Origin of the sequence: Streptomyces sp. KR55 (assembly GCF_052245645.1) — a bacterium.
Lineage (GTDB): Bacteria > Actinomycetota > Actinomycetes > Streptomycetales > Streptomycetaceae > Streptomyces > Streptomyces flavusporus.
This window is the reverse complement of the sequence record NZ_JBQQCE010000008.1, coordinates 1-25600: the sequence shown is the minus strand read 5'-3', so window position 1 is coordinate 25600 and position 25600 is coordinate 1. Positions and strand designations below refer to the sequence as shown.

The following is a 25600-nucleotide window of genomic DNA, read 5'->3' as shown; positions in this document are numbered from 1 at the left end:
TTCAAATGGTACCGCACCCAAACGAACCGGGTGGCGCGGCAGACAGCCGCACCACCCGGTAGGTCAACTGCTACAGCATCCAGTCTGGATAGTTCATCGCATCCCAACGTCCATTAGGACGGAAGATGTTGATGACATCCGGATCCGATACGTAGAGTGTCTTTCCGAGGCTCTGCGCCTTTTGCTGAAATGCGCCGATACAGTCGTCACACATGGACCGGTTCACCGATATAGCGTCGGCCCCCGGGTTCAGCGCCGAAGCCTGCTTCTCCGCGTGCGACAGGAAGTACGCGCCCGGGCCCTCCTTGTTGTCGAGGAAGGCATTCGGCATCCTCTGATAGCCGGGGATGCTGGACAGCACCTGCTGAGGCGTCGCCCGCTGGAATCCCGAGGGAACCTGGGAGGCATAGCCACTCGCGGCCTGCACACCACCGGCATCGGCTGCCGTCTTCTTGGGGTCGAGCTTCGAGAAGCTCACCTTGCCCGGGTGCGGTGCCGCCCGCAGCGCATCGGCGGTCGGGCATCCCGCGTTGTGTACGAGGACCGCAGCGCTGCCGGCCACCACATAGTAGGTGTGCTGACCGTCAACGGTGAGGTTGTGGACCCGCTGGGTCCGGTGAGCCTCATCGATCGCGGTGATCTGGACCCAGGTACCGGCCGAGGTCTGCAACCACATGCCGGCAGCGAGGTCTCCCGCATCCACCCATTTGCCGTAGTCCGGCAGCCAGAACGGGTGCTCGGCAGTGGCCGTGATGGTGCTGGGTTCGGCCTTGCCGTCCTTGCCGTCCGGGTCAACGGTGAGGGTGATCAGATGCTTGTCACCACTGTGGCTGCGGGTCTCGGTGATCCGGCGGGCCTGGACGTCGCCGGTCTCCGGGTCGGAGGCCAGGACGTACTCACCCTCCTTCAGGTCCTCGATGTTCTTCATGGACCCGTCTGCCATCAGCACCTTGGTGCCGGGAGTGAAGCTGTTGCGCTTCTTCGGGGGCACCTTGCAGGCCGTTGGTTCGGACTTCTTCGGCTTGGGCCCGGACTTGGCTGGTTTCGGGGTGGCGTTCTTCGCCTTGGTCGTCTTGGTGCCCTTGCTCGTCTTGCTACCGCCCTTGACGGCATCAACTGCCTTCGCACCCTTCTTGGCGTACTTGGCAGCGGTCGCCGCCATCCCCACGCCCGGAACAGCCGCCGCCATGGACAGCGCCGCATCCGCGTAGTTGCCCTCGGCCGCGTACCAGATGCCGTTCGCGACATCCGCCGCCTCGCCGATCACCGGCACCATGCCCGCCACGTCGAGGGCCGCGTGGCCCACGTCGGACAGGGAGATGTCGATACCGAACAGGTGGCCGTCCAGCTCCACGAACGAGATCGGGTTGCCGCCGGCGAACGCGTACCGGTTGCCCGTGTACGGGTCCGTGGCCAGGGCCATGTCCGCGGCGGCGCCGCCGTACATGTCCCGGGTCAGGAACCGGTTCAGGCCCGGGTCGTAGTTCCGGAAGCCCATGTCGTAGGTGCCGGAACCGTCGTCGTACCGCTGCGCGTTGTAGCGGTAGGCGTTGTACTGCTCCTTGTCGGGGTTCTGCGCGTCCGGCTTGTCGGCACCCGTGAACTGCTTCTCGTCGTCCGAGCCGTACGCGGTGTAGCCGTAGGTCGCACGCGTGGTGCCGGTGTCCTTGGTGATCGCCTCCACATCGCCCTTGGGGTGGTAGAGGAACTGCGAGTACTCCTTCGTGCTGTCGGTGTTGTGCTTGATCTGGGTCAGCTTCTGGCCCCACGGCGAGTACTGGTAGGACTTGGTCGCCTTACCCGCGACCTCCTCCCGCAGCACCTTGTCCTCCATGCCCAGGTAGGTGAAGACCGTGGTCTTCCCGTTGGTCCCGGACGTGGTCTCCTGCGCCGTGCGGTCGAAGGCGTCGTAGACGTACGTCGTCGTCTTCGCCGACGTGCCCGTGCCCGCCGTGTGCTTGGCGATGCGGTCGAAGCCGTCGTACGTGTACTTCTCCGCCGTGGAGCCGTTGGACGACACCGTGTCCAGACGGCCCAGCGGGTCGTAGTTGTACGTCGACGCGACACCCGCCGTCGTCGTCTTCAGCAGACGGTTGCGGTCGTACGTCGAGGTCGTGGTGACCTCGCTGCCCGCCGCGCCGACCTTCTGCTCGACGATGTTGGAGTTGCCGTCGTAGAAGTACTCCTCCGTGCCCGCCGCGTCGCCGGTCTTGGTGACCTTCTGGATGCGGTCCTGTGGGTCGTAGTCGAAGGTCGAGACGGTGTCCAGGTAGTCCGCCGAGTTGTCGGCGTTCATGACCTTCGCCGTGTCCTTGGAGCGGTTCCCGTTCGGGTCGTACTCCAGGTCGTGCTGGGCCACCACCGTGTCGGCCGACGTCCTCTCGACCTGCTGCTTGACCGCGCCGTTGAGCCAGTAGCTGTAGTCGACCGTGTTGCCGTTCGGCTTGGTCTGCTTCAGCGGCTGGCCGCGGTCGGTGTAGGTGAAGGTGGTGATCTGCTGGTTGCCGGCCGTCGGCGAGTCCGCGTTGGTGATCTTCTCGATCATGTCGCGGGCGTCGTACTCCGCCTTCGACCACGTCACGTCGTGCGTGGTGGTCAGCGGGTTGCCGTTGGCGTCGTAGGTCAGCGAGGTCGTGTTCTTGACCGTGCTGCCCAGCTTCTCCTCGACCTTCGACAGCTGGTCGAGCTCGTCGTAGGACATCGTGTACGTGTCGGCCTTGGCCCCCGGCGAGAGGTCCTTGACCTCCGTCAGCAGGCTGTTGGCGTCGTACTTGTACGTGAAGTCCTTGCGCTCGTTGTCGGTCTCACCCGTGTTGGAGCGCACCAGCTTGATCGCATCGGCGATCACCGTGCCGTTGGCGGCGTCGGTCAGGGTGACCTTCTGCGTGCCGGACTCGGTGAAGGTGTACGAACCGACCGAGGTCCAGGTGTCCGAACCCGTGGCCTGGTTGACCGTCTTGGTCACCGTGCCCGTCGAGTGCGTGATCTGGAACTTCGCGTCGGTGGCCGCGCCGGTCACGTCACCGTGCCGGACGAAGACCTCGTACGTGCCGTCCTGCGGGATGTTCAGCTGCCAGGTGAAGGCGTCCGCGCCGGTGCCCGCACCGTTCGTCCGGACGTCGTAGCCCCACTGCCCCATGGCCTGGGACGGGCCCCAACTGCCCTGCACGGCCGTGTTGTTGACATCCGAGGAGTCGACGACCACGACCTGGTTGCCCACCGGGATACCGTCGTCGCCGCGCGCCTTCTGGTTACCCGACGGGTAGAAGTCCCACGTCATCGTGCGCTGCGAGGAGCCGCCGGCGGAGATGAGCGTGTTCTTCGTCTGCTGGCCCAGGACGTTGTAGTCGTACTTCGTCTGGATCCCGAAGGGGTCCGTGGCCGACTTGGTCCAGCCGTTGTCGTAGTACTCGTACGACGTGACGTTGCGGACACTCTGGCCCTGCGACGGCGGGGCCGAGACCTCCTTCAGCTGGCCGACCGAGTCGTAGGTGTAGATCGTGCGGTCGGGCGTGGAGTAGCGGGTGTCGTCCTTGTCGAAGGGCGACAGCGTCTCCTTGACCCGGTTCAGCTCGTCGTAGACCGTCTCGGTGATGTAGTCGGTCGCGTCGTCGGTGGTGGCGACGCCGCGCGGGCTGATCTCCTTCGTCTGGTTGCCGACCTCGTCGTACTCGAACTGGGTCGTGCGGTAGGTGATGGTGCCGGAGCCGTCCTTGGAGTACGGGACCTTGATCTGCTTGGCGAGGCCGCGCCGGTCGAAGGTCGTCTCCGTGGTGTTGCCCTCGGCGTCCGTGGCTTGGTCGGTCCGGCCGTCGAGGTCGTAGTGGACGGTGGTGAACTTGCCCTTCGCGTCCGTCGTCTTCACGACCCGGTGGTTCAGGTCGTAGTCGTACTTCGTGGTGAAGTCGTCCGGGTCGGTGGTGGCGTTCTTCTTCGGGTCGACGACCTTGATCAGGTTGCCGACGTTGTCATAGGTGCTGGTGACCGTGTCGCCCTTGGCGTTGACCACCGAGACCGGCTGGTAGATCTCGTCGTAGGTGTACGAGGTCATGTAGTCGCCGGCCGTGCTGGTCAGCGTGCCCTTGGGCTCGGTGACCGTCTTGACGTTGCCGACCTTGTCGTACGTCGTGACGGTGCGGCGCTCCGGGTCGGTGGCCTCGTCCTTGGGCGAGATCACGTCGGTGACCTGGTCGGCCGCGTCGTACTCCGAGGTGGTCTCGGCGCCGTTTGGCGCGTACGCCTTGGTGATGTTGTTGTTGGCGTCGTAGACCGGGGCCGGCGTGGTGATGAACTCACCAGCGGCCTGGTCCTTGGGCTCCTTCTTCTCCAGCGGGCGGCCGAAGTAGTCGTAGTCCTGGGTGACCTTGGCGCCCTTGTCGTTGATGACCTCACGGGTGTTGCCGCGCACGTCGTAGGTGAAGGTCGTGGTCGCCTGCTTGGCGTCCGTGATCTTCGCCGGGTAGCCGTGCGGGCCGTACTCCGCGTACGTCGTGGAGTTGCCGTTGGCGTCGGTGTCCTTCTTCGGCTGACCGTACGCGTCGTACTCGGTCGTCGACATGTAGTCGCCGGCCGTGGCGGACGCGACGCCCTCCGGGTCGGTCACGGACGTCTGGTTGCCGAAGGAGTCGTAGCCGAACTCCCAGATGTTGCCCAGCGGCGAGGTCTTGCGCCACAGGTCGGCGGAGTAGCCGTCGAGCCGGGTCTGGTACTCGTACTTGGTGGCGTTCGCCGGGTACTTGGCCGGGTCGCAGTAGTCGGTCTGGTTGAACGACGTCCAGCTCTTGGTGACCTCGGCGTCCCACTGGCGCAGCGGGTAGCCGGTCTTGGCGTCGTAGCAGGACGCGGTCTTGGCGCCGTTCGCCTCCTCCAGGTAGGTGACGTTGTTGTCTGCGTCCCAACCCAGCTTGGTCGTCTGCGACTTGGCGTTGGTCAGCTGGACCGGGCGGGCGAAGTCGTCCGTCACATGGGTGGTGACGTGGTTCTCCGCGTCGGTGACCTTCGTGTCGATGAACTTGGTGTTCGACGTGTTCGCCGCGTAGGTGAACCCGGTGGTGTACCGGAGACGGTCGGTGATCGTCTTGGTCCACCAGTGGAACTTCGGGTCGTCACCGGTCTGCGGGGCGTAGTACGCCAGGTCGGTAGCGTTGCCCCGCGGGTCGGTGGCCTTGACCAGCTTGACGTTCTTGTTGCCCTGGGTCGCGTCGTAGGTGAAGCCGAAGACCTTCGGCTGGGACGAGTCCGCGCCGTCCGTCACCTTCGTCAGCAGCACCTGGTCCGAGTACTCGAAGGTGAGCTTCCGGCCCGAGATGTCAGTGATCGACTGGACGTGGTCCTCGACCTTCGGGAAGGGAGCCTCGGCCTTGTCGTAGTAGTCGATCGTGAGCGACTGCCGGCCCGCCGGGTCGGTGATGTACTTCAGGAACTTCGTCGGCTTGTTGTGGGACCGGCGCTGCTCGTACGTGAACGTCTGCGTGTTGCCGTCGTTGTCCACGGCCGACGTCATGTAGCCGTCGCACCCGAAGAGGAACCGCGTGCCGTCGGGGCGCGTGAGCGTCCAGGCGTCCGGGATCGGATCCTTGGCCGGCTGGCAGTCCAGGCCCGCCTTCATCGTGACCTTGTAGTGGACGCCCGCCGGGGCCTTCCAGCTGCCGTCCTCCTGCTTGCGGAAGACGTGCGTGGTGCCGTCGCCGTCCGGGAGCCGGATCTCCGTCGCGTTCGCGTTCGGGTTCGGGTGGAAGTCCAGCGGGGCGCCGAGCCGGGTCGGGCCGGAGACCTGCGCGGACCAGCCGTGGCCCAGGACGGTGTCACTGGTGTCCAGCGAGTTGTACGCGACACGGGCGAAGGTGTTCAGACCGCGGCCCGGGTTGTTGATCGCGTTGTACTGCCAGACGGTGTTGCCGGAGGCCACGTTGTTCATCAGCGACGATCCGGCACCGGTGTTCTTGCCGGCGTAGCTGTAGAACTTCTCCAGACCGATGGTGTTGGAGGTCGGGTCCTCCACCGCCACGTTCTGCTTCAGCGGCGGAATTCCACCGGTACCGGCGGACAGCCAGGTCCCGTCGGCGATCTTGCGGACGTCCCAGCCGAGCACGTACTCGGTGCGCTTGCTGCCCGAGTCGGAGTTGATCGGCGTCTTGACCTGCGCCTGGATGGTCGCCGACTTGCCCGGCAGCAGCGCGGGGATCGCGGTGGCGACCTGGTTGCCGCCGTTGGTCACGTCCGTGCCGTCGGGCAGCTTCCAGGTGTACGACAGCTCGCGCTCGCCGGCCGCCCAGGCGGTGGCCGTGGTGTTGGTGACCGTGAACTCCACCGTGTAGGTCGAGTTGGGGGTCATGCGGGCGGGGGTCTGCGGGGCGTAGTACGTGTCCTCGGTGGTCGAGTCGACGTAGATGACCTGGATGTACGGGCGCAGCTGCGGGTCGGCGGCCTCGGCGGACAGGAACAGGGTGTGCTCCTGAGGGCCGGTGCTCGTCTCGTCCTTCAGCTTGACCGCGACGCCCTTGTTGTTGGTGGGCGTCTTGACCCAGGTCTGGGTCAGGCTGGTGGCGTCCCACCAGTGACGGCCGACGTCGGAGACCGAAGCCACCGTGTCGGAGACGGTCGAGGACAGGTCACCGCCCGCCGTCGTCCACGAGGTGGTGGAGTTCGCCTTGTTCCAGGTGGCGGTCGCCGCGTCGAAGTCCCGGGTCATGCCGTGGAGTTCGTAGATCGCGCCGTCGGTACCGGTCGTCGTCTCCGCGCCCCACATGTACATCTTCGAGTCCAGGACCGTCGCGGTCGCCGGGATCGAGGTGGTGGGGAACTTCAGCAGCGCACGCGTCTTGCCGTACGTCGGCGAGTCGTTGCCGACCTCCAGCCAGGTCTGGCCGGTGTTCGTGACCGGCTCGGTCAGGGACGCGCCGTAGTTGGTGTCCGGCTTGGTGGAGGAGAGCGTGGTGTCGGTGACGCCGCCCTGGCTGCCCTGGATGATCTTCATCGTCCGGCCGGCCTTGGGAATGCCCACGGTGCGGGTCGGCGAGCCGAGCAGCTGCCCGTCCTTGGTCTTGACGGCCAGCTGGTAGTAGTACGACTTGCCGATCTCGTTCGCCGAGGAGTCCGGGGTCGGTACGGCGGTGGTGTCGGTGTAGGTCGTCACGGCCTTGTCGATCGGCGCGACCAGGGTGGCCGCCGACGGCGTGAACGCCTGCTGCGTGGAGCGGTGCAGCTGGTACTCGACGATGTCCAGGTCCGGGTCGCCGGTGGTGTTGCTGTAGGCCTTCCAGCTCAGCTCCGGGCCCGTGGAGTGCACCACGGTCGGGGAGTTGAGGGTCGTACCGACCTTGCCGTACGTCACCGTCAGCCGCGGGATCGTCGAGGTCTCGCCGCCGTAGGCGCCGTCACCGGACTCGTAGCGTGGGCCGCCCACCGGGGTCGACGTCGAGGTGTCGTTCTGCGCCTGGATGACGAAGCCGTGGTTCGTCGCCGTACCGGACACCCACTTCTGGACGGTGTCGGTGACGGCGAAGTTGTGCCACTGGCTGTGCTCGCCCTTGTTCTTGACGATCTGCGCCGGGTTCACCAGGCGCAGCGAGTCGGCGATGTTGCGGGTGGTCGAGCTGCCCGTGTCACCGAGGACGATCTTCCCGGCGTTGCCCTTGCTGAAGTAGTACTGCGTACTGCTCAGGGCCTTCCAGGACGCCGCCGTACCGCTCTGGTTGACGGTGTGGTTCGCCGTGCCGTCGCGGTGCGTGAGCGTGTAGGGAGCCGCGGTGGCGCCGTCCGAGGCGGGCGGGTAGTGGGCCTCGACCCGGTAGGAAGCCGTCTCGTTGATCTTCGGCTGCCAGGTGTACGTCTCACCGGTCGCGGTGTTCTTGTTGTACGCGAAGTCGTCGTTGGTGGCCGCGCCGCCGGTGGTCGTCGCGCGTGGCCACTCGCCGACCGCCGCCGTGCCGGTGTCGCCGTCGTCGATCTGGACGGTGGTGCCGGACAGTTCACCGACCAGGCCGGAGGTGTTGCTCCAGTTGGCGCCGGTCTCGGTCCACGACCCCGTGGCCCGGTGGACCTCCATGGTGACGTCGTTGGCCTCCCCGGCGTGTACCTGGTCGAAGTACATCTCCAGGCGCGCCGAGTCGATCGTCGTGCCCGAGGGGATCGCGCTGAGCGGGAAGTAGATCAGCGACCGCGAGATGTAGCCGTTGCTGGTCCTGCCCGCCGAGAGCTTCCAGCTGGTGGCGTAGTTGGCCGTCGGGAACTCCGACAGGACCATCGTGTCCTGGGCGCTGGAGGCGTCCGGCGCGATGGTGATCGTCGGGTCGATCTTCACCGGGTACTGGCGGTCCTTGGCGGCCAGCCACTTCGCCGACGGGGTGACGGTGAGCTTCCAGCTCTTGCCGTCACGGGTCAGCTTCTGCTTGACGGCCGTCGAATACGTCCCGCCCGTGGGGGAGTCCGCGACCTTCTTGGCGTCCGTCATGTACGGCGCCGGGATCACCATGACCGGCGTGTTCGGCAGCTCGCCGTACAGCTCGATCGCGCCGTCCTTGCGCGCCTTCGGCGTCAGCCCGTCGGTGTCGAGGGTGAAGGTGTAGCTGACCGGGCCTGAGGGGGGCTCGGTCAGGACGATGTTCTCCTTGACCTGGCCGCGGCCGACCTTGTACTCGAGGTCGGCGCCGCCGACGGCGTTCTCGTACGTGACGGTCGAGCCGTCGGCGACCGGCTTCAGCGTCCGGTCGGCGCCGGCCAGGCCGAGAGTGACCGCGCGGCCGTCGGGCGACTTGAACCGCACCAGCTTGCCGCTGCTCTCACCGAACCAACTCCGCCCGGAATTAGAGGTGTTGGCGAACTCGAAGCCCTTGGCCTCGGTCTTCTCCACCGACGTGTCGATGGTCTTCCAGGTCTTGCCGTCCCGGTACGACAGCGGCTCGGCCGACAGTTCGGCCTCGATCCGCCCGTCGGACAGCTGCCAGTAGCGGGCCGTCGCCGTGCGCTTGCTCTCCAGCTCCTTGACCCGCTTGGCGGGCGGCAGCGTCTTGCCCTTGGGCAGCTTCTGCCGGCTGAGGATCTCCAGCTTGCCGCCGGTCGGCGGCTTGTCGTCGTCCTCGTCGTCGCCGGAGAACCAGTCCGCGACGGTGTCGATGACGCCCTTGTCGTCATCGTCCGACGCGGCCGCGGGCGCGGCGTACGCGAATTGCGGCAGTGCGGTGCACACCACCGCCGAAGCGACAAGGCAGGAGATCAGTCTCCCGTATCGGACTTTCACGTCCAATGCCCTTTCCGTCTGCGACGCACCCTTCCCGGAATTCCACCGGAATTCGGGCACGCCAAACCGCCGGGCGGGTATTCCCGACCGGCATCCGGCCTGTCTAATCAGCAACAAACGGGCAGGTCAAGCAGGGCGACAAAGGGGACGGGCGACCTCCTGCCGGACATCGCACTGCATTCCGCAAGACCCTTTGCCCTATTTATCCGCAGGGTGGAACAGACGGCTCCGCATGCGGTATAACCACCCGGTTCACCACCCGGGTATTTCGCGCAAGAATTACCCGCGAGCCCGAAACGACGACATCACGACGAAAGCCAGGGCCATGCCAGCAACCGAAACCAATGACCAGAAGGACCAGGGGGAGCAGGAGAAGCCGGACGACGGCGACCGCAGCGCCCTCGTCATCGGCGGCGCAATCCTGGCCGCCTGCCTCGGGCTCGTCCTGTTCGGCGTGCTCGGGGGATTCGGCGAGGAGAACAAGCCCGAGCGGAAGGTGCCGACCGCCGCCGTGACGTACGAGGTCACCGGAGAGGGCCAGGTCGAGGTCAGCTATCTCGCACGCAGCGAGCAGGGCGAGGCGACCGTCGAGAAGAACGTGGAGCTCCCCTGGAAGAAGACCGTCCAGGTGCCGCTCGGGCAGCCGCCCACCGTCAACATCGTCCTGGACGGCGAGGGCGGCCAGGCCCGCTGCACCCTGGCCATCCGGGGGCAGCACGTCCAGAGCGCGACCGCCTCCGGGACGTACGGACGCGCGACCTGCACCGGCGAACTTCCGGCGCCGGAGCGCACGGACGAGGCCGTCGGCTGACGGAAGCCCGCTACCGCACGGACGAGGCCACCGGCTGACGGAAGGGTCCCGCTACCGCCGGTCCGCCCCGCGCGTCGCGTCCCGGCAGAGCAGCCGCAGCGAACCGTCGCCCGCGAAGCAGCGGCGGGCCTCGTCGACCGGGTCCCAGAGGCGGCCGTCGGGGGTGCGGATCCAGTGGTCGCCCCCGGTCGCCCACCACTCGGCGCCGGTCTGACGGACGATCACCTCACCCGCGTACGCGCCCAGGCCGCGCAGCACGCTCTCCACGGCGGCGTACGGCGTTTCCTCCCGGCGCAGTTCGTCGATGAGCCGGTCGACGCGCCACAGGCTCTGCGCCGAGTAGTCGAGGTGCAGCCGCGCCCCCTCGCGCAGCGTCGCCACCGCGTCCGCTGCCCAGCGCACCGGCTTCGTCGCAGCTGAGGGCCTGGTTTCCTGCTCTGTCGTCACAGTCGTCACACTCCGAAGAGCGCGGCGGCGCGAGGATTCGTCACACGGTTCCGGCGGGTTCCCGCAACCGGCGCAGGACCGCCCCAACGCCACCCCAGGACGGTCACAGGATTCTTTCCCGCAACCCGGTTTACGCGTGGCGCGCCCGGCGTGACACGACCGCTCGCAGCACCCGCCGCCCCTCCGTGGACACCTCCAGCGCCCGGCGCAACCCGCCCGAGCCGTGCTCGGCGAGCAGCTCCAGGACGGTGATCTGGCGGCGCAGTTCGGCGGCGACGAGCGGCGACATGCCCTCCGTACTGCCCGCGCGGCGGGAGTCGACCGAGTCCGCGCCGTCCTCGGCGGGGTCGAGGAGGCGGTGGATCTGCAGGGAGGCGACCGAGCAGCCGTCGGCCCACACCCGCGCCTCTGCGGCCGACCGGACACCTGGGGCGGCGGCCAGCATCCGCCGGACCAGCAGCGCGGCCTCGTCCTCGATGTCCTCGGCGTCCATGACGTCCGCGACGCCCAGCTGTGCGCGCGTCTTGTCCAGCAGAGCGCCCCACTCGCCCGTGTCCGAGCCGTCCGCGAGGTTCGCCCACAGCGGGCGCAGCACCTCGTCGTCACCGCCCAACAAGGGCACACACCGATCCAAACAAGCCAGCCCACTGGCGACCAGTCCGCGTTCGTCGGCCTGCGCGATCAGTTCCACCAGGCTCATCCACGCCTCCTGCTCCGGGGCGCCATCCCTTACGGAGCCCGCACTTCCCCTTACTGCGCGCAGCGCCGCCGCAGTGTCACAGGGGTACCACGCCGAGCCGGTCGAGGAAGCGGAAGAAGATGTTTTCGGCCAGGGGATCCGTCGGGAGTGAGGCCGGGTCGGGATCGGTGGTCAGGACGTCGAGCAGCGGCTCGGCGGGCACGGTGTGACCGGCCTCCGCGGCCCAGGCGACGGCCCGTTCGGCGGCGTCGCCGGGTTCGAGGAAGTAGTCCTCCAGCGTCAGCCCCTCACTGTCCGCGCCGAGGTACCCGGCCATCGCCGCCCGCGCCAGACAGGCCGTCCACGCCCCGCTCTGCGGTGCCGCCGCCTCCACGACCACGCAGGCGCTGTCCATGACGAACCCGAAGAGCGCGGGCGCCCCGGTCTCGGCGGCCAGCGCGTTCATGCTGCCCACGTCACCGTCGCCGCCGGCGTACTCCCACACCTGCCAGCCACCCGGCGCCGACTCCCGCAGCTCACCGCCCGGCACCCCCGACAGCGCGGCCAGCTCCGCGAGCGGCCGCTCGTCGCGTCCCACGACGAAGTATCCCCAGTAGCCCATGTCCGTTCCCCCGGCGTTTCGACTCGGCCCTGTGGGCCGAATACACCACAACCCCGGGGAATTTCGCAGCCCTTCGCGCCTTCAGCCGAGCCGGTCGGCCAGTTTGCGGAACTCTGCCCAGGAAAGCTCGGGTTGATCCGGATCCCACAGTTTCTGAACCGTCGCCCGCAGCGGCATCCGGATGCCGGCGGCCACCTGGGCCTGCGTCTGGGAGTTCGCGAGGTCGCACCACACCGCGAAGGAGCCGCCGAGGATCTGGTCGTCGTACTGCGCCGGAACCGCCTGGGTACCGCGCAGCACGCGCGGCGTCCACTGCTCGTAGATCCGCTGCCCCGTCGGATAGACGAAGGTCTGGGGCTGCCCGAGGACGTAGTACAGGAACTCGTCGTTGTAGTTGATGACCTCGCGGCCCGCCCTCAGATACTCGACCGGGATGCGCGCGCCGATCTCCTTGCCCGTCCAGTACGCGACCTTGATGTCCCTGGCGGGCTGCACGGTCGTACCGGCATAGAACCCGTCGTTCCAGGCGCGCGGGGTGCGACCGTGGGCGCGGACGGTGGCGGCGCGGTCGTTGAGCCAGCCGGTGGCGAGGTCGGCGACGGTCGCGCCGGAGCCGTACGCCTCCCGCGCGGCGGCCGCGAGCTGCGGGTACGAGGCCTGGGGGTCGGAGGTCGTCAGCGCCCGGTACTCGTCACCACCGAGGTGCCACTGCCCGCCGGGGAAGAGGCCGGCGTACTCGTCGATCAGCTCGTCGACGATCTCGGCGGCGGCCGGCTTCGAGATGTCCACCGCACCGCGCGCCGCCACACCCTGTGCGTTGCGCAACTGCAGATCGGGATGGGCGGCGATGACCGCGCCCAGGTGACCCGGCGAGTCGATCTCGGGCACCACCGTGATGTGCCGGCTCTCCGCGAGGTCGACGATCCTGCCGACCTCCGCCTTGGTCAGGTGCTCCTTCGACACGATCTCCGGATGCTTGTCGGACTCGATGCGGAAGCCCTGGTCGTCGGAGAAGTGCAGGCCCAGCTGGTTGAACTTCAGGTCGCCCAGCTCCCGCACCCGGTCCTCGATCCAGTCGGCGGTGAAGTGCTTGCGGGCGATGTCCAGCATCAGCCCCCGCTGCGGCTTGGCCGGCTCGTCGCGCACGATGCCCTCCGGAGCCGTGCCACCGCCGTGCACAGTCTGCTTCAGCGTGCGGGTGCCGTAGAAGACACCCGCGTCGGCAGGCCCGCTGATGGTCACCCGCCCGCCGCGCACAGTCATGGTGTACGACTCCGGGTCCGCACCCGCCTCGCCGCCGAGCGCCAGCCGTACGTCCCCGGCGCGCACGTCATCCTTCTCACCGCCGTACGACAGCCCCAGCTCACCGGCGATCAGCCGCCCCTCGTCGGCCAGGTCCGCATCGTTCACCACCACGCGGTACCCACGCGCCGGGCGCCATCCGGGGCCGCGCCCCGGAGTGTGGTCGCGGACGGCGGGGATCGTGCGCGGGGCCGTGGACAGGGGGTACGAGCGGGTGGGCGACGGGGTCGGGGTCGGCGCGGCCGCGGCATCGGGGCCGGAGGCCGTCGGAGCGGCGGTGTCCGCGGGCCGGATCGCCGAACCGGCCGGACCGCTGCCGCCCTCCACGGCCCACACGCCCAGGCTCAGCCCGACCGCGATCACGCCGGCGACGGCCGCCGTGATCAGCACCCGCCTCCGCTTCACCTTCGTCGCCGGTGCCCGGCGCCTGTGCTGGCTCACCCCGCCAACCTAAGGCGTCGAACGTCCACCGCGCGCTTTCAAACTCTGCCGTGCGGGTGAAATTCGCGCATCCATCGGACAATCCCTGACCACTCTCGATAACGTGACGACACGCCTCTCACAAGATCCCCTGCTGACACACACGTGACGCCCACGAGGACCCACGCTGCCTGCGCACCGTCTCCCAGACCTCCCCGGCCAAGTCGCCTTACCGGAACAGACCCGCGGCGCCCCCGCCCCGCTGGACCTGTTCAACACGGCCCCCGCCGAGGCGATGCAGCGCATCCTCCTCACCTGCCTGCGCAGCCCCCACTGGGCCCACCGCCTCACCGCCCACCGCCCCTACCCCGACCTGGACGCCCTGCTCGCCGCATCCGACGAGGCGGCGTACGACCTGACACCGGGGGACCTGGCGGAGGCGCTGGCGGCAGAGGCCCTGCCCGAGCTGCCCGAGGGCGTGTACTCCGCCGCCCACACGGCACTGAGCGCGGCCCAGGCGGCATACGAGTCCCGATTCGGACACGCGTTCGTCATCTGTGTGACCGACCTCCCCCCGGACGAGGCCCTCGACCAGACCCTGGCAGCCATCCGGTCACGATTGACAAACAATCCGGAGGACGAGCGGGTGGTAGCGGCAGAAGAACTCCGCCGCCTGGCAAGGGGTCGGCTGATCCACGCCCTCAGGGGCGCGGGGCTGTGACATCAGCGGCTCTGCCAGGGGGCGCGACCAGCCCAAACGGTGCACACCCGGCACATAACGGCACACCCCACCACGAATAGCCCGTTCGACTGCCACATTGATCACACCGGAGGTCCCGGCGTAAGCGCCGCAGGCACACGTCGCTACGATGCTGGGGGCCGGTGGACCGTACCCGGCCGGGCCCGTCCGACCAACGAAGCCGGCAGGCCCCAATCCCCGCTCCCGGAGGGTTCTTCCGTGCCGGCTGGAACGCTGTACCGCGGCCGGGAAGGAATGTGGTCCTGGGTGGCTCACCGAGTCACCGGCGTCCTCATCTTCTTCTTCCTGTTCGTACACGTGCTGGACACCGCACTCGTCCGTGTCTCCCCGGAGACCTACGACGAGGTCGTGGCAACGTACAAGACGCCGATCGTCGCCGTGCTGGAGTACGGCCTCGTCGCCGCCGTCCTCTTCCACGCGCTCAACGGCCTGCGTGTCATCGCCGTCGACTTCTGGTCGAAGGGCCCGCGCTACCAGAAGCAGATGCTCTGGACGGTCGTGGGCATCTGGGTCGTGCTGATGCTCGGGGCGATCTACCCCGTCCTCGGCCACGCCGCTCGTGAAGTGTTCGGGAGCTGACGCCAATGTCCACGACTGAAAAGACCGCTTCCGGGATCGGCCCCGTCGAGGGCGGCTCCGTCTACACGGTCGACAACCCCGCACCGCTCATCGAGCCCCCGCGCAAGCGCACCAAGAAGACCCCGAAGACCACGCGCGGCAACTTCGAGATGGCCGCCTGGCTCTTCATGCGCCTGTCCGGCATCGTCCTGGTCGTCCTGGTCATCGGGCACCTGCTGATCCAGCTCGTACTGGACGGCGGCGTCTCCAAGATCGGCTTCGCCTTCGTGGCCGGCCGCTGGGCGTCTCCGTTCTGGCAGGTCTGGGACCTGCTGATGCTGTGGCTGGCGATGCTGCACGGCGCCAACGGTCTGCGCACGATCATCAACGACTACGCGGAGCGCGCGAACACGCGCCTGTGGCTGAAGGGCCTGCTGTACACCGCAACGGTGTTCACCATCCTGCTGGGCACGCTGGTGATCTTCACCTTCGACCCGAACATCCGCTAGGCACGGGGCTGAGGTATCCACTCATGAAGATCCACAAGTACGACACCGTCATCGTCGGCGCCGGCGGCGCAGGCATGCGCGCCGCCATCGAGTCGACGAAGCGCAGCCGCACCGCCGTGCTGACCAAGCTCTACCCCACCCGCTCCCACACGGGCGCCGCGCAGGGCGGCATGGCCGCGGCGCTGGCCAACGTGGAGGAGGACAACTGGGAGTGGCACACCTTCGACACGGTCAAGGGCGGTGACTACCTGGTCGACCAGGACGCCGCCGAGATCCTGGCGAAGGAGGCCATCGACTCGGTCCTCGACCTGGAGAAGATGGGCCTGCCGTTCAACCGCACCCCGAACGGCACCATCGACCAGCGCCGCTTCGGCGGTCACTCCCGCAACCACGGCGAGGCTCCGGTCCGCCGCTCCTGCTACGCGGCCGACCGCACCGGCCACATGATCCTCCAGACGCTGTACCAGAACTGCGTCAAGGAGGGCGTGGAGTTCTTCAACGAGTTCTACGTCCTGGACCAGCTGATCACCGAGGTCGACGGCATCAAGAAGTCGGCCGGTGTGGTGGCGTACGAACTCGCCACCGGCGAGATCCACGTCTTCCAGGCGAAGGCCGTGATCTACGCGTCCGGCGGCTGCGGCAAGTTCTTCAAGGTGACGTCGAACGCGCACACGCTGACCGGTGACGGCCAGGCCGCGGTCTACCGCCGGGGTCTGCCGCTGGAGGACATGGAGTTCTTCCAGTTCCACCCGACCGGCATCTGGCGCATGGGCATCCTGCTGACGGAGGGCGCCCGTGGTGAGGGCGGCATCCTCCGCAACAAGGACGGCGAGCGCTTCATGGAGAAGTACGCGCCGGTCATGAAGGACCTCGCGTCGCGAGACGTGGTGTCGCGGTCGATCTACACCGAGATCCGTGAGGGCCGCGGCTGCGGTCCCGAGGGCGACCACGTCTACCTTGACCTGACCCACCTGCCGCCGGAGCAGCTGGACGCCAAGCTGCCCGACATCACCGAGTTCGCGCGCACGTACCTGGGCATCGAGCCGTACACGGACCCGATCCCGATCCAGCCGACGGCGCACTACGCGATGGGCGGCATCCCGACCAACGTCGAGGGCGAGGTCCTCGCCGACAACACCACCGTCGTCCCGGGCCTGTACGCGGCCGGTGAGGTCGCGTGCGTGTCCGTGCACGGCGCGAACCGTCTCGGCACGAACTCCCTCCTCGACATCAACGTGTTCGGCAAGCGGGCCGGTATCGCGGCGGCGGAGTACTCGCAGACGGCGGACTTCGTCGAGCTGCCGGAGAACCCGGAGTCGCTCGTGGTCGAGCAGATCGAGCGCCTGCGGACGTCGACGGGTACCGAGCGCGTGGCGACTCTGCGTCGGGAGCTGCAGGAGACCATGGACGCCAACGTCATGGTGTTCCGCACCGAGCAGACGATCAAGACGGCGGTGGAGAAGATCGCCGAGCTGCGCGAGCGCTACAAGAACGTGGCGATCCAGGACAAGGGCAAGCGGTTCAACACGGACCTCCTGGAGGCCGTCGAACTGGGCAACCTGCTCGACCTGGCCGAGGTCATGGCGGTGTCCGCGCTGGCCCGCAAGGAGTCCCGCGGCGGTCACTACCGCGAGGACTACCCCAACCGCGACGACGTCAACTTCATGCGCCACACCATGGCGTACCGCGAGGTCGGCGCCGACGGGACCGAGTCCGTCCGTCTCGACTACAAGCCGGTCGTCCAGACCCGCTACCAGCCGATGGAGCGTAAGTACTGATGGCTACCCCTGTTCTGGACAAGGCCGAGGCGGAGTCCACGGCCACCCCGTACATCACCGTCACCTTCCGGGTCCGCCGGTTCAACCCGGAGGTCTCGGCGGAGGCGACCTGGGAAGACTTCCAGCTGGAGATCGACCCCAAGGAGCGCGTCCTCGACGGCCTCCACAAGATCAAGTGGGACCTGGACGGCACGCTCACGTTCCGCCGCTCCTGCGCGCACGGCATCTGCGGCTCGGACGCCATGCGGATCAACGGCAAGAACCGCCTGGCCTGCAAGACGCTGATCAAGGACATCAACCCCGAGAAGCCGATCACGGTCGAGCCCATCAAGGGCCTGACGGTCCTGAAGGACCTGGTCGTGGACATGGAGCCGTTCTTCCAGGCGTACCGGGACGTCATGCCCTTCCTCATCACGAAGGACACGAACGAGCCGACGCGTGAGCGTCTGCAGTCCGCGGAGGACCGCGAGCGCTTCGACGACACGACGAAGTGCATCCTGTGCGCCGCCTGCACGTCGTCCTGCCCGGTCTTCTGGAACGACGGGCAGTACTTCGGCCCGGCGGCCATCGTCAACGCGCACCGCTTCATCTTCGACTCGCGTGACGAGGCCGGCGAGCAGCGCCTGGAGATCCTCAACGACCGCGACGGCGTCTGGCGCTGCCGCACGACCTTCAACTGCACGGACGCCTGCCCGCGCGGCATCGAGGTCACGAAGGCGATCCAGGAAGTGAAGAGGGCGCTGATCACCCGGCGCTTCTGACCTTCCGTCAGCACAGCGAGGGCTCCCCGTCCGGTACGCCGGGCCGGGAGCCCTCGCTGTGTCGGGCTCCCGGATGCCGGCGGTGACCCTCGGCAAGGCGATGGTCGACGAACGTCACGACTGCCATGCCGACGAATGTAGAGGGCGGCACCGACAACGGGCCTCCGGCCTCGGCCTCACCTCAACGGGTGATCACATGGTCGGCCCGCGGTCCGGTGTCCGTGGCCGGGCTTCGGCGTGCACCTAACCTGAGGGCATGTCAGATGACCAGTCGTACGAGCTGCTCGGTTTCGACAACGTACTGCTGCCCGTCGGAGACCTCGACGAGGCCGTGCGGTGGTACGAGCGGGCCGGGTTCGCGACGGACTTCCGGCTCGACGAGGCCGGGATCGCACTGCTGAAGGTCGGAGGTGAGACGCCCGGGATTCTGCTGCGGCGGGAGGAGGAGTTCGGGCACCGTCCGCCGCCCTGGCCGTCGCCGCGGGTGTGGCTCGAGGTGCCGGACGCGCGCACGGCGGCCCATGCCCTGACCGAGGCCGGCATCCCCCTCCTGGACGCCCCCTCCCCCGTGGCCACCGGCTGGACCGTCGAGATCGCCGATCCGTGGGGGAACATCCTCGGATTCACGGACTACAGCAAGCGGCCGGAGCTGGGGCGGAGGCCCTGAATCCCACTGGCTAGGCTCTCTTCGTGCCCGCGAAGAACGACAGTCCCGCGCCGAGCGACCACTCCGAGGGGAGCGGTACGCCGACCAAGTCCGAGCAGACGCGTGCGCTGATCCTGGAGACGGCGATGCGGCTGTTCAGGGAGCGCGGGTACGACAGGACCACCATGCGGGCCATCGCCGAAGAGGCCGGGGTCTCCGTCGGCAACGCCTACTACTACTTCGCCGGCAAGGAGCACCTGGTCCAGGGCTTCTACGACCGGATCGCCGCCGAGCACCAGGCGGCGGTCCGCGACGTCCTGGACCGGGAGACCGACCTGGAGGCGCGGCTCGCGGGCGTCCTGAAGGCGTGGCTGGACGTCGCGACGCCGTACCACGAGTTCGCGGTGCAGTTCTTCAAGAACGCCGCCGACCCCGACAGCCCGCTCAGCCCGTTCTCGCCGGAGTCGGAGCACGCGCGCGTGGAGGCGATCAGCGTGCACCAGGAGGTGCTCGCCGGGTCCAGGGCGAAGGTACCGGAGGAACTGCGGGACGTCCTTCCCGAGTTGATGTGGCTGGCTCAGATGGGCCTGTGCCTGTACTGGATCTTCGACCGGACCGAGGGGCGCGGGCGCAGTTACCGGCTGGCCGAGCGGGGGGCTCGGCTCACCGCGCGCGGGGTGAGCCTGGCGCGGTTCCGGGTGCTGCGGCCGCTGGTGCTGGAGGTGCACGAGCTGTTCACGGATTTTCTGCCGGGGATGACCAAGGTGTTGCCGGATCCGGGGGGTGCAGGGCGGGCAGGGTGATCCACGATCGGGTGAATCGGCTTGAGCGGGACGTTCGGGTCCTGACCTGCCTACGATGATGCTCTCGACACCAGCCCACGGGAGGCACGTGATGTCCGCAGCATCCGTCGAGCGGCCCCATGAGCACCGCCCTCTGACCGCAGAGGCCAACCGGCTCATGGACCGCAATCCGGGCTACCGCGTCGAGATCATCGGAGGCCAGATCCTCGTGACCCCGCCACCGGACGGCCCGCACGCCGTAGCCCTGACCGATCTCATGTTGCCCTTCCTGACCGCCGGTCTCCACGAGACAGAATCGAGGGTGGTACAGGGAATCGGCCTGTGGCTGCCGACCGGCACCGAGGACTACGCGATCCCCGATCTCTCTCTGGTGGACGCCGACTTCCAGGACCACTACGTCGAGAACAACTGTTACGACCCCGTCTGCTTCCGCCTGGTCCTGGAGGTCACCTCCAGCAACTATCGAACCGACCTGCGCGACAAGGTGAAGGCCTACGCAAGCGCCAAAATCCCGGTCTACGTGATCGTCGACCGCAAGCACCAGCGCCTTCACGTACTGACCGAGCCCGCCGGGGACGAGTACGAGAATCACCGCCCGCACTCCCCCGGCGAGGTCGTCACCCTGCCCAGGTCAGTCGGCGCCGAAGTCGTCCTCGACGTCGACCAGATCCTGAAGGCCGGTCAGCCGAAGGCTAGTTGACCGCGTCCACCTCCCCCTCCGTCACATCCGCCAGCTCCACGTCGTACACCAGCGGCCCCTCACCCACGACCACATGCCGTGCCCGCGACCCCAGGCCGCTCGCCGTCGCCGCCAGGAGATACGTCCCCGGCCCCGGCACCGCCACGATGTACGAGCCGTCCGCCAGGGACGTCACGCGGTCCAGCTGACGCCCGCCGCGCGAGAGCAGCGTCACCACCGTGCCCTCCACGGGCTCGCCGTCCGCCGTACGGACGAAGCCGTGGATCACCGAGGCGCCCCCTGCGGCCACCGGCTCCTCCGTCGTCGCCGCCGCCTCCCTCGGCTCCACCGCCAGATGCGGCAGCCACTTCTCCAGCCCCGCCGGCAGCCACCAGTTGGCGCGGCCCAGCAGGTGCATCGCGGCGGGCACCAGGGCCGTACGGAGAATGAAGGCGTCCAGGGCGACCGCCGCTGCCAGGCCGACGCCCGCCATGGCCGCCGCGTAGTCGCCGCTGAGCACGAAGGCCAGGAAGACGCAGACCATGATCAGGGCGGCGGAGTTGATGACCCGGCTGGTCTCCGCGAGGCCGACGCGCACCGCGCGCGCGTTGTCCTTCGTGTGCACCCACTCCTCGTGCATCCGGCTGACCAGGAACACCTGGTAGTCCATGGAGAGGCCGAAGAGCAGGGAGAGCATGATGATCGGCAGGAACGCGGCGATCGGGCCCTCCTTGCCGAGGCCCAGCAGATCCAGGCCCCAGCCCCACTGGAAGATCGCGACGAGCGCCCCGAACGACGCGGCGGCCGCGATCAGGTTCATCACGGCCGCCGTCAGCGGTACGACGAGGGAGCGGAAGGCGACCATCAGCAGCAGGAAGCCGAGTCCGATGATCGTCGCGATGAACAACGGCAGCCGGTCACCGGTGACGGTCGCGAAGTCCTTCGACACGGCGGTCACCCCACCGACATGGGCCTGTGCCCCCGCGTCCGGGATGACGTCGTCGCGCAGGGTGTCGATGAGGCGGTCGGTCTCCACGGCCTGCGGTGACGTGGTCGGTACGACCTGGATCACGGTGACGCCGTTCGCGGGCGGTGCCGCGGCGACCTGGGCGACGCCCTCCGTCTCCCGGATGGCGGTGACCAGCCCGTCGGTCCCGGCGCCGTCCACCACGACCTGGAGCGGGCCGTTGAAACCGGGGCCGAATCCCTCGGCGAGCAGGTCGTAGGCCTTCCTGGTGGTCGTCGACGCCTCGTCGTTGCCCTGGTCGACGGTGCCGAGCCGCAGTGACAGCACGGGCAGCGCGAGGACGACCATCACGACGAGCCCCAGCGCGGCGACGGAACGCGGGCGCCGTTGGACGGTCGCGGACCAGCGGGCCGCGAGCCCGCTCGGCCGCTCCGGCTCGGGCCCCTGCGCGGCCAGCTTGCGGCGCTGGCGGCGGCTGAGCACCCGGTGGCCGAGGAAGCCGAGCATCGCGGGCAGCAGGGTGACGGCCGCGAGCACGCTCAGGACGACGGTCAGCGAGGTGCCGATGACGACACCGTCGAGGAAGCGCAGGTTCGTCACCAGCATCCCGGCGAGCGCGATGCACACCGTGCCGCCGGCGAACAGCACGGCCCGGCCGGAGGTGTTGAGGGCGGTGGCCGCCGACTCCTCCGGGGCCATGCCGCGCAGGATGCCGCGCCGGTGCCGCGTGACGATGAACAGGGCGTAGTCGATGCCGACGCCGAGACCGATCAACGTGGACAGGAACGAGGCGAGTTCGGGCACGTTCGTGGCATGGCTGAGCAGCTGGGTGGAGAACATGCCCGTACCCACACCGAAGATCGCGACCACGAGCGGCAGCAGCATCGCGAACAGCGAACCGAAGGCGAGGAACAGCACGACGGCGGCCGCCACGATGCCGACCAGTTCGGCGGTGCCGGTGGGCGGCTCCTGGACGCGGGTGATGGCCTGGCCTCCCAGCTCCACCTGCAGGCCGTCGCCTCCCGCGTCCTGCGCCGTGTCGACGACGTCCTGGACCAGCTCCTTGGGTACCGCGTTCGCCTGCTCGGCGAAGGTGACCTGGGCGTAGGCGGTTCGCCCGTCCTCGCTGATCTGCGCCGCACCCCGGTCCCCGTACGGGCCGGCGACCTCGCCGACCCCGTCCATCTCCCCGATCTCCCGCAGCGCGGGCTCCATCCGGGACCGCACGTCCTCGTCGCGCACCGATCCCTCGTCGACCTTCCACACCACCGTGTCGACGTCCCCGGAGCGCTGCGGGAAGGCCTTCTGCATCAGGTCGTACGCGCTCTTGGAGTCCGTGTTCGGCAGGGAGAAGACCTCCGCGTAGTTCGTGCCCGCGCTCGAGGCCGAGAAGCCCAGGCCGAACAGCGCCCCCACCCACAGCAACAGGACCACCAGCCGGTGCCGATAGCACCATCGTGCCAATGTCGCCACGCTCAACGCTCCTTCATCCGTTGTCGGTTGGTCCCCCAGGTCCTGGGCAACAGGATCGGCGGCCCGGCGCGGGCGTGGACACGACCCGCCCATGACTCTCAACGAACTCCAAAGCGAAGACGGACCGGTTGTCGGTGCCCGCGCCGATACTGGGGGCATGACGACGGCTCCCGGCACCGTGCTGGTCGTGGAGGACGAGGTGAGCATCGCCGACGTCCTCGCGATCGCCCTGCGCTACCACCGTTTCGAGGTCATGACCGCGGGCACCGTCCGCGAGGCGCTCACCCTCGCCGAGCGCACCCTCCCCCACGCTCGAACAGGCTCGCGCGGGGGCACCCCCATCGACTTGGCGCTGCTCGACGTCATGCTCCCGGACGGCGACGGCCGCGCCCTCGGCCGTGAACTGCGCGAGCGGCGCCCGGACCTGGCGCTGGTGTTCCTCACCGCGCGCGACTCGCCCGCCGAGGTCGTCGGCGCCCTCGGCTTCGGCGACGACTACATCACCAAGCCGTTCAACATCGACGAGGTGGTCGCCCGGGTCACCGCGGTGCTGCGCCGCACCCGCCCCGCCGACGTGCTGCCCCACCGCCCCCCGCTGCGGTACGGCGACCTGGAGCTGGACGAGACGACGTACTCGGTGCGCCGCGCCGGCCGCACGGTCGAGCTGACCCCCACCGAGTACGCCCTGCTGCGCTTCCTGGTGCGCAACGGCGGCCGGATCGTGCCCAAGGAGCAACTCCTGCGCCATGTCTGGCAGTACGAGCATGTCCCGCTCGAGTCGACGGTCGTCGAGACCTACATCAGTTATCTGCGGCGCAAGCTGGACGCGCTGGGACCGCCGGTGATCACCACCCGGCGGGGCGTCGGATACGGGCTGGCATGAGGCCGTACAAAGGCCGCTGCGGACGCAGCCTGCACTCCCTGCGCGGCAAGCTGACGCTGGCGAACGTGGTGCTGCTGGCGCTCTCCATCGTCGTGGCGACCGCCGTGAGCCTGATGGGCATGCGGATCTACCTGCTGGACACCGTGGACCGTGAGCTGATGACGTCCCGCGCCTCGATCGGCGACGCCCCGCTCACCTTCGAGCAGGTCGACTCGCTGACCGCGCTGTTCGCCCTCAGCGAAAAGCTGGCTCCCGACTCGTCCGGCGGCGACGCCGAGTCGCTCGTGCAGGGCTCCGTCTTCGCGGCCGTCGACAAGGCCGGGCGCCCTCTGACCATAGGCGGTTTCGCGCCGACCGACACCCAGCGCGCGCTGGCCGCCGCGGTGCACGAACCCGCGGTCCTCGTGGCCGACACCGAGCCCCACGACATCCAGGTCCAGGGCGACCACTACCGCGTCACCGCCGGCCAACTCGCCGACGGCACCACCGTCCTGCTCGCCACCTCGACCGAGGCCGTGCACCAGATCCTCAGCAGGGCCCTCAAGCTCGACCTCGCCGTCGGCACCCTGCTGCTGGCCCTGCTGGCCTGTCTCACGATGTTCAGCGTGCGCCGCCGGATGCAGCCCCTGGAGGACATGGTCGAGACGTCGACGGCGATCGCCGAGGGCGACCTGACCCGGCGCGTGCCGTCCAGCCGCGAGGCCACCCTGGAGGTGGAGCAGCTCCGCCTCGCCCTCAACTCGATGCTCCATCAGGTCGAGTCGGCGTATCGCACGCGTGAACGCAGCGCCGCCCAGCTGCGCCGCTTCGTCGCCGACGCCTCGCATGAACTGCGCACCCCGCTGTCCGCGATACGCGGCTACCTCCAGCTGTACGACAAGGGCATGCTGCGCGACCCGGCGGACCGCAAGCGGGCCTGGGAGCGGGTGATGGCGGAGGCGGACCGCATGGGCCGGCTCGTCGACGAACTGCTCACTCTCGCCCGCCTCGACCAGCAGCCCGAACTGCGCTTCCACAATGTCGACCTGAGCCGACTGGTGCGGGAGGCGGCGGAGGACCTGCGCGTACAGCAGCCCGAACGGCCCATCACGGTCGGCGCCGACGGCTCCCTGCTGGTGCACGCCGACGAGTCCGGGCTGCGCCAGATACTCGGCAACCTCCTGGGCAACGTCCGTATCCACACACCCGCCGACGTGCCGGTGCGGCTCGGCGTGGAGCGCTCCGACGGGGTGGTACGGCTGTGCGTCGCCGACGAGGGCCCGGGCCTCGACACGGAGGACGCGGCACGCATATTCGACCGCTTCTTCCGCGCGGGAGGCGGCGCCGGCAGCGGGCTGGGCATGGCGATCGTGCAGGGGGTGGTCCATGCGCACGGCGGCGAGGTGGCGGTGCGTACGGCGCCGGGCGAGGGGCTGGCGGTGACGGTGACCCTGCCGGCCCGGACGGCTGCACCCGTGTAGGGCTCAGATCCGGGTGAGCCGCCGCTCCGTTCGCCCTGTCACCGGGGCGAGGCCAGCTCGATCACCGTGATGTCGGAGGGTGCGCCGACGCGCGTGGGCGGCCCCCAGGCGCCCGCTCCGCGGCTGACGTACAGCTGGGTGTCGCCGTAGCGCTCCAGGCCCGCCAGGGTCGGGTTCTCAGCCGCCGCGATGAGGTTGCCGGGCCAGAGCTGGCCGCCGTGGGTGTGGCCGGAGAGCTGGAGGTCGACGTCGTACTCGACGGCCTCGTGGATCTGCACGGGCTGGTGGGCCAGGAGCACGCACGCGCGTGCCGCGTCCCGGTCGCCGAGGGCCTTGGCGTAGTCCGGACCGTCGCCCTCCTCCTCACCGGTCACGTCGTTGACGCCCGCGAGGTCGAAGTGGGGCAGCTCCATACGGGCGTTCTCCAGGGGGCGCAGGCCGAGTCGCCGTACCTCCTCCACCCACTGCTCGGCGCCGGAGAAGTACTCGTGGTTGCCGGTGACGAAGTAGGCGCCGTGGCGGGCCGTCAGCTGGGCGAGGGGCGCGGCCGCGGGCCCCAGGTCCTTCACACTGCCGTCGACGAGGTCGCCGACGACCGCGATGAGGTCGGGCTGCGTCGAGTTGATCGTGTCCACGACCTTCTGGGCGAAGCCCCGGCCGAGGACCGGGCTCAGATGGATGTCGCTGACCACCGCGATCCGGAAACCGTGTGCCGCACGCGGGAGTTTGGCCAGCGGGACGGTGACGCGTTTCACACTGGGCCCGTTCAGGACGCTGTACGTGCCGGAGCCGACGGTTCCTACG

The 25600-nt window shown here is 68.7% G+C and carries 18 protein-coding genes; 11 read left to right on the top strand and 7 right to left on the bottom strand.

The genetic code is table 11. The annotated features are described in order from the left end of the window. Positions 1–70: 70 nt before the first annotated feature. Complete coding sequence (locus ACTWQJ_RS02210; protein WP_443304941.1) at positions 71–9187, bottom strand: golvesin C-terminal-like domain-containing protein; 9117 nt, start codon at positions 9185–9187, stop codon at positions 71–73. A gap of 376 nt (positions 9188–9563) precedes the next feature. On the opposite strand from ACTWQJ_RS02210, the gene ACTWQJ_RS02205 reads away from it, so the two are divergent. Further along, complete coding sequence (locus ACTWQJ_RS02205) at positions 9564–10049, top strand: hypothetical protein (RefSeq protein ID WP_443304910.1); 486 nt, start codon at positions 9564–9566, stop codon at positions 10047–10049. A gap of 51 nt (positions 10050–10100) precedes the next feature. On the opposite strand, the gene ACTWQJ_RS02200 is transcribed toward ACTWQJ_RS02205, so the two are convergent. The 4 genes from ACTWQJ_RS02200 to ACTWQJ_RS02185 all read right to left on the bottom strand — a co-directional run bounded on the left by ACTWQJ_RS02200 (position 10101) and on the right by ACTWQJ_RS02185 (position 13540). Beyond that, the gene (locus tag ACTWQJ_RS02200) at positions 10101–10496 is read right to left on the bottom strand and encodes a hypothetical protein (RefSeq protein WP_443304909.1); all 396 of its coding nucleotides are present in this window, start codon (positions 10494–10496) and stop codon (positions 10101–10103) included. A 130-nt stretch (positions 10497–10626) separates the two neighbouring features. Next, positions 10627–11196 carry a hypothetical protein gene (locus ACTWQJ_RS02195; RefSeq protein WP_443304908.1) on the bottom strand — a complete coding sequence of 190 codons (570 nt, stop codon included), beginning with the start codon at positions 11194–11196 and terminating at the stop codon, positions 10627–10629. A 76-nt stretch (positions 11197–11272) separates the two neighbouring features. Beyond that, complete coding sequence (locus ACTWQJ_RS02190) at positions 11273–11797, bottom strand: hypothetical protein (protein WP_443304907.1); 525 nt, start codon at positions 11795–11797, stop codon at positions 11273–11275. Between the two features lie 81 nt (positions 11798–11878). After that, positions 11879–13540: a family 20 glycosylhydrolase gene (locus ACTWQJ_RS02185; protein ID WP_443304906.1), complete on the bottom strand. Its 1662-nt coding sequence runs from the start codon at positions 13538–13540 to the stop codon at positions 11879–11881. A gap of 274 nt (positions 13541–13814) precedes the next feature. Here ACTWQJ_RS02185 and ACTWQJ_RS02180 point away from each other — a divergent pair, with 274 nt between their 5' ends. From ACTWQJ_RS02180 to ACTWQJ_RS02145, 8 genes are all read left to right on the top strand, one after another. Continuing rightward, positions 13815–14240 (top strand): 2-oxo-4-hydroxy-4-carboxy-5-ureidoimidazoline decarboxylase, encoded by a 426-nt coding sequence (locus ACTWQJ_RS02180; protein ID WP_443304905.1) that lies wholly within the window; start codon positions 13815–13817, stop codon positions 14238–14240. A gap of 237 nt (positions 14241–14477) precedes the next feature. Continuing rightward, positions 14478–14858, top strand: a complete 381-nt coding sequence (gene sdhC, locus ACTWQJ_RS02175) for a succinate dehydrogenase, cytochrome b556 subunit (protein ID WP_443304904.1) — start codon at positions 14478–14480, stop codon at positions 14856–14858. 5 nt (positions 14859–14863) lie between these two features. After that, positions 14864–15346, top strand: a complete 483-nt coding sequence (locus tag ACTWQJ_RS02170; RefSeq protein WP_224737944.1) for a succinate dehydrogenase hydrophobic membrane anchor subunit — start codon at positions 14864–14866, stop codon at positions 15344–15346. A 23-nt stretch (positions 15347–15369) separates the two neighbouring features. After that, positions 15370–17124 (top strand): succinate dehydrogenase flavoprotein subunit, encoded by a 1755-nt coding sequence (gene sdhA, locus ACTWQJ_RS02165; protein WP_224737945.1) that lies wholly within the window; start codon positions 15370–15372, stop codon positions 17122–17124. Further along, entirely contained in the window at positions 17124–17885 is a 762-nt protein-coding gene (locus ACTWQJ_RS02160; RefSeq protein ID WP_129803663.1) for a succinate dehydrogenase iron-sulfur subunit, read from the top strand. Before sdhA ends, ACTWQJ_RS02160 begins: the two co-directional genes overlap by 1 nt. A gap of 256 nt (positions 17886–18141) precedes the next feature. Next, positions 18142–18552, top strand: coding sequence for a VOC family protein (locus ACTWQJ_RS02155; protein WP_409470095.1), 411 nt, complete (start codon positions 18142–18144; stop codon positions 18550–18552). 23 nt (positions 18553–18575) lie between these two features. Next, positions 18576–19334 (top strand): TetR/AcrR family transcriptional regulator, encoded by a 759-nt coding sequence (locus ACTWQJ_RS02150; protein ID WP_443304903.1) that lies wholly within the window; start codon positions 18576–18578, stop codon positions 19332–19334. A gap of 91 nt (positions 19335–19425) precedes the next feature. Further along, positions 19426–20034: a Uma2 family endonuclease gene (locus ACTWQJ_RS02145; protein ID WP_443304902.1), complete on the top strand. Its 609-nt coding sequence runs from the start codon at positions 19426–19428 to the stop codon at positions 20032–20034. On the opposite strand, the gene ACTWQJ_RS02140 is transcribed toward ACTWQJ_RS02145, so the two are convergent. After that, positions 20027–22444 carry an MMPL family transporter gene (locus tag ACTWQJ_RS02140; protein ID WP_443304940.1) on the bottom strand — a complete coding sequence of 806 codons (2418 nt, stop codon included), beginning with the start codon at positions 22442–22444 and terminating at the stop codon, positions 20027–20029. The genes ACTWQJ_RS02145 and ACTWQJ_RS02140 overlap by 8 nt on opposite strands. A 166-nt stretch (positions 22445–22610) precedes the next feature. Between ACTWQJ_RS02140 and ACTWQJ_RS02135 the strand changes: the two genes are divergently transcribed. Then, on the top strand, positions 22611–23336 hold the full coding sequence (locus tag ACTWQJ_RS02135; RefSeq protein ID WP_443304900.1) for a response regulator transcription factor: 726 nt from the start codon (positions 22611–22613) through the stop codon (positions 23334–23336). Further along, entirely contained in the window at positions 23333–24796 is a 1464-nt protein-coding gene (locus ACTWQJ_RS02130) for an ATP-binding protein (protein WP_443304899.1), read from the top strand. The genes ACTWQJ_RS02135 and ACTWQJ_RS02130 overlap by 4 nt, the downstream gene beginning before the upstream one ends. Positions 24797–24834: 38 nt before the next feature. On the opposite strand, the gene ACTWQJ_RS02125 is transcribed toward ACTWQJ_RS02130, so the two are convergent. Then, positions 24835–25600 (bottom strand): metallophosphoesterase (locus tag ACTWQJ_RS02125; RefSeq protein WP_443304898.1); only part of this gene is annotated, 766 nt, incomplete at its 5' end.

Excerpts from the sequence above, each read along its gene's own strand:
- ACTWQJ_RS02205 (WP_443304910.1), top strand. The coding sequence starts at position 9,564 with ATGCCAGCAACCGAAACCAATGACCAGAAGGACCAGGGGGAGCAGGAG.
- ACTWQJ_RS02195 (WP_443304908.1), bottom strand. The coding sequence starts at position 11,196 with ATGAGCCTGGTGGAACTGATCGCGCAGGCCGACGAACGCGGACTGGTC.
- ACTWQJ_RS02190 (WP_443304907.1), bottom strand. The coding sequence starts at position 11,797 with ATGGGCTACTGGGGATACTTCGTCGTGGGACGCGACGAGCGGCCGCTC.
- ACTWQJ_RS02180 (WP_443304905.1), top strand. The coding sequence starts at position 13,815 with ATGCAGCGCATCCTCCTCACCTGCCTGCGCAGCCCCCACTGGGCCCAC.
- ACTWQJ_RS02170 (WP_224737944.1), top strand. The coding sequence starts at position 14,864 with ATGTCCACGACTGAAAAGACCGCTTCCGGGATCGGCCCCGTCGAGGGC.
- sdhA (WP_224737945.1), top strand. The coding sequence starts at position 15,370 with ATGAAGATCCACAAGTACGACACCGTCATCGTCGGCGCCGGCGGCGCA.
- ACTWQJ_RS02160 (WP_129803663.1), top strand. The coding sequence starts at position 17,124 with ATGGCTACCCCTGTTCTGGACAAGGCCGAGGCGGAGTCCACGGCCACC.
- ACTWQJ_RS02155 (WP_409470095.1), top strand. The coding sequence starts at position 18,142 with ATGTCAGATGACCAGTCGTACGAGCTGCTCGGTTTCGACAACGTACTG.
- ACTWQJ_RS02145 (WP_443304902.1), top strand. The coding sequence starts at position 19,426 with ATGTCCGCAGCATCCGTCGAGCGGCCCCATGAGCACCGCCCTCTGACC.
- ACTWQJ_RS02135 (WP_443304900.1), top strand. The coding sequence starts at position 22,611 with ATGACGACGGCTCCCGGCACCGTGCTGGTCGTGGAGGACGAGGTGAGC.
- ACTWQJ_RS02130 (WP_443304899.1), top strand. The coding sequence starts at position 23,333 with ATGAGGCCGTACAAAGGCCGCTGCGGACGCAGCCTGCACTCCCTGCGC.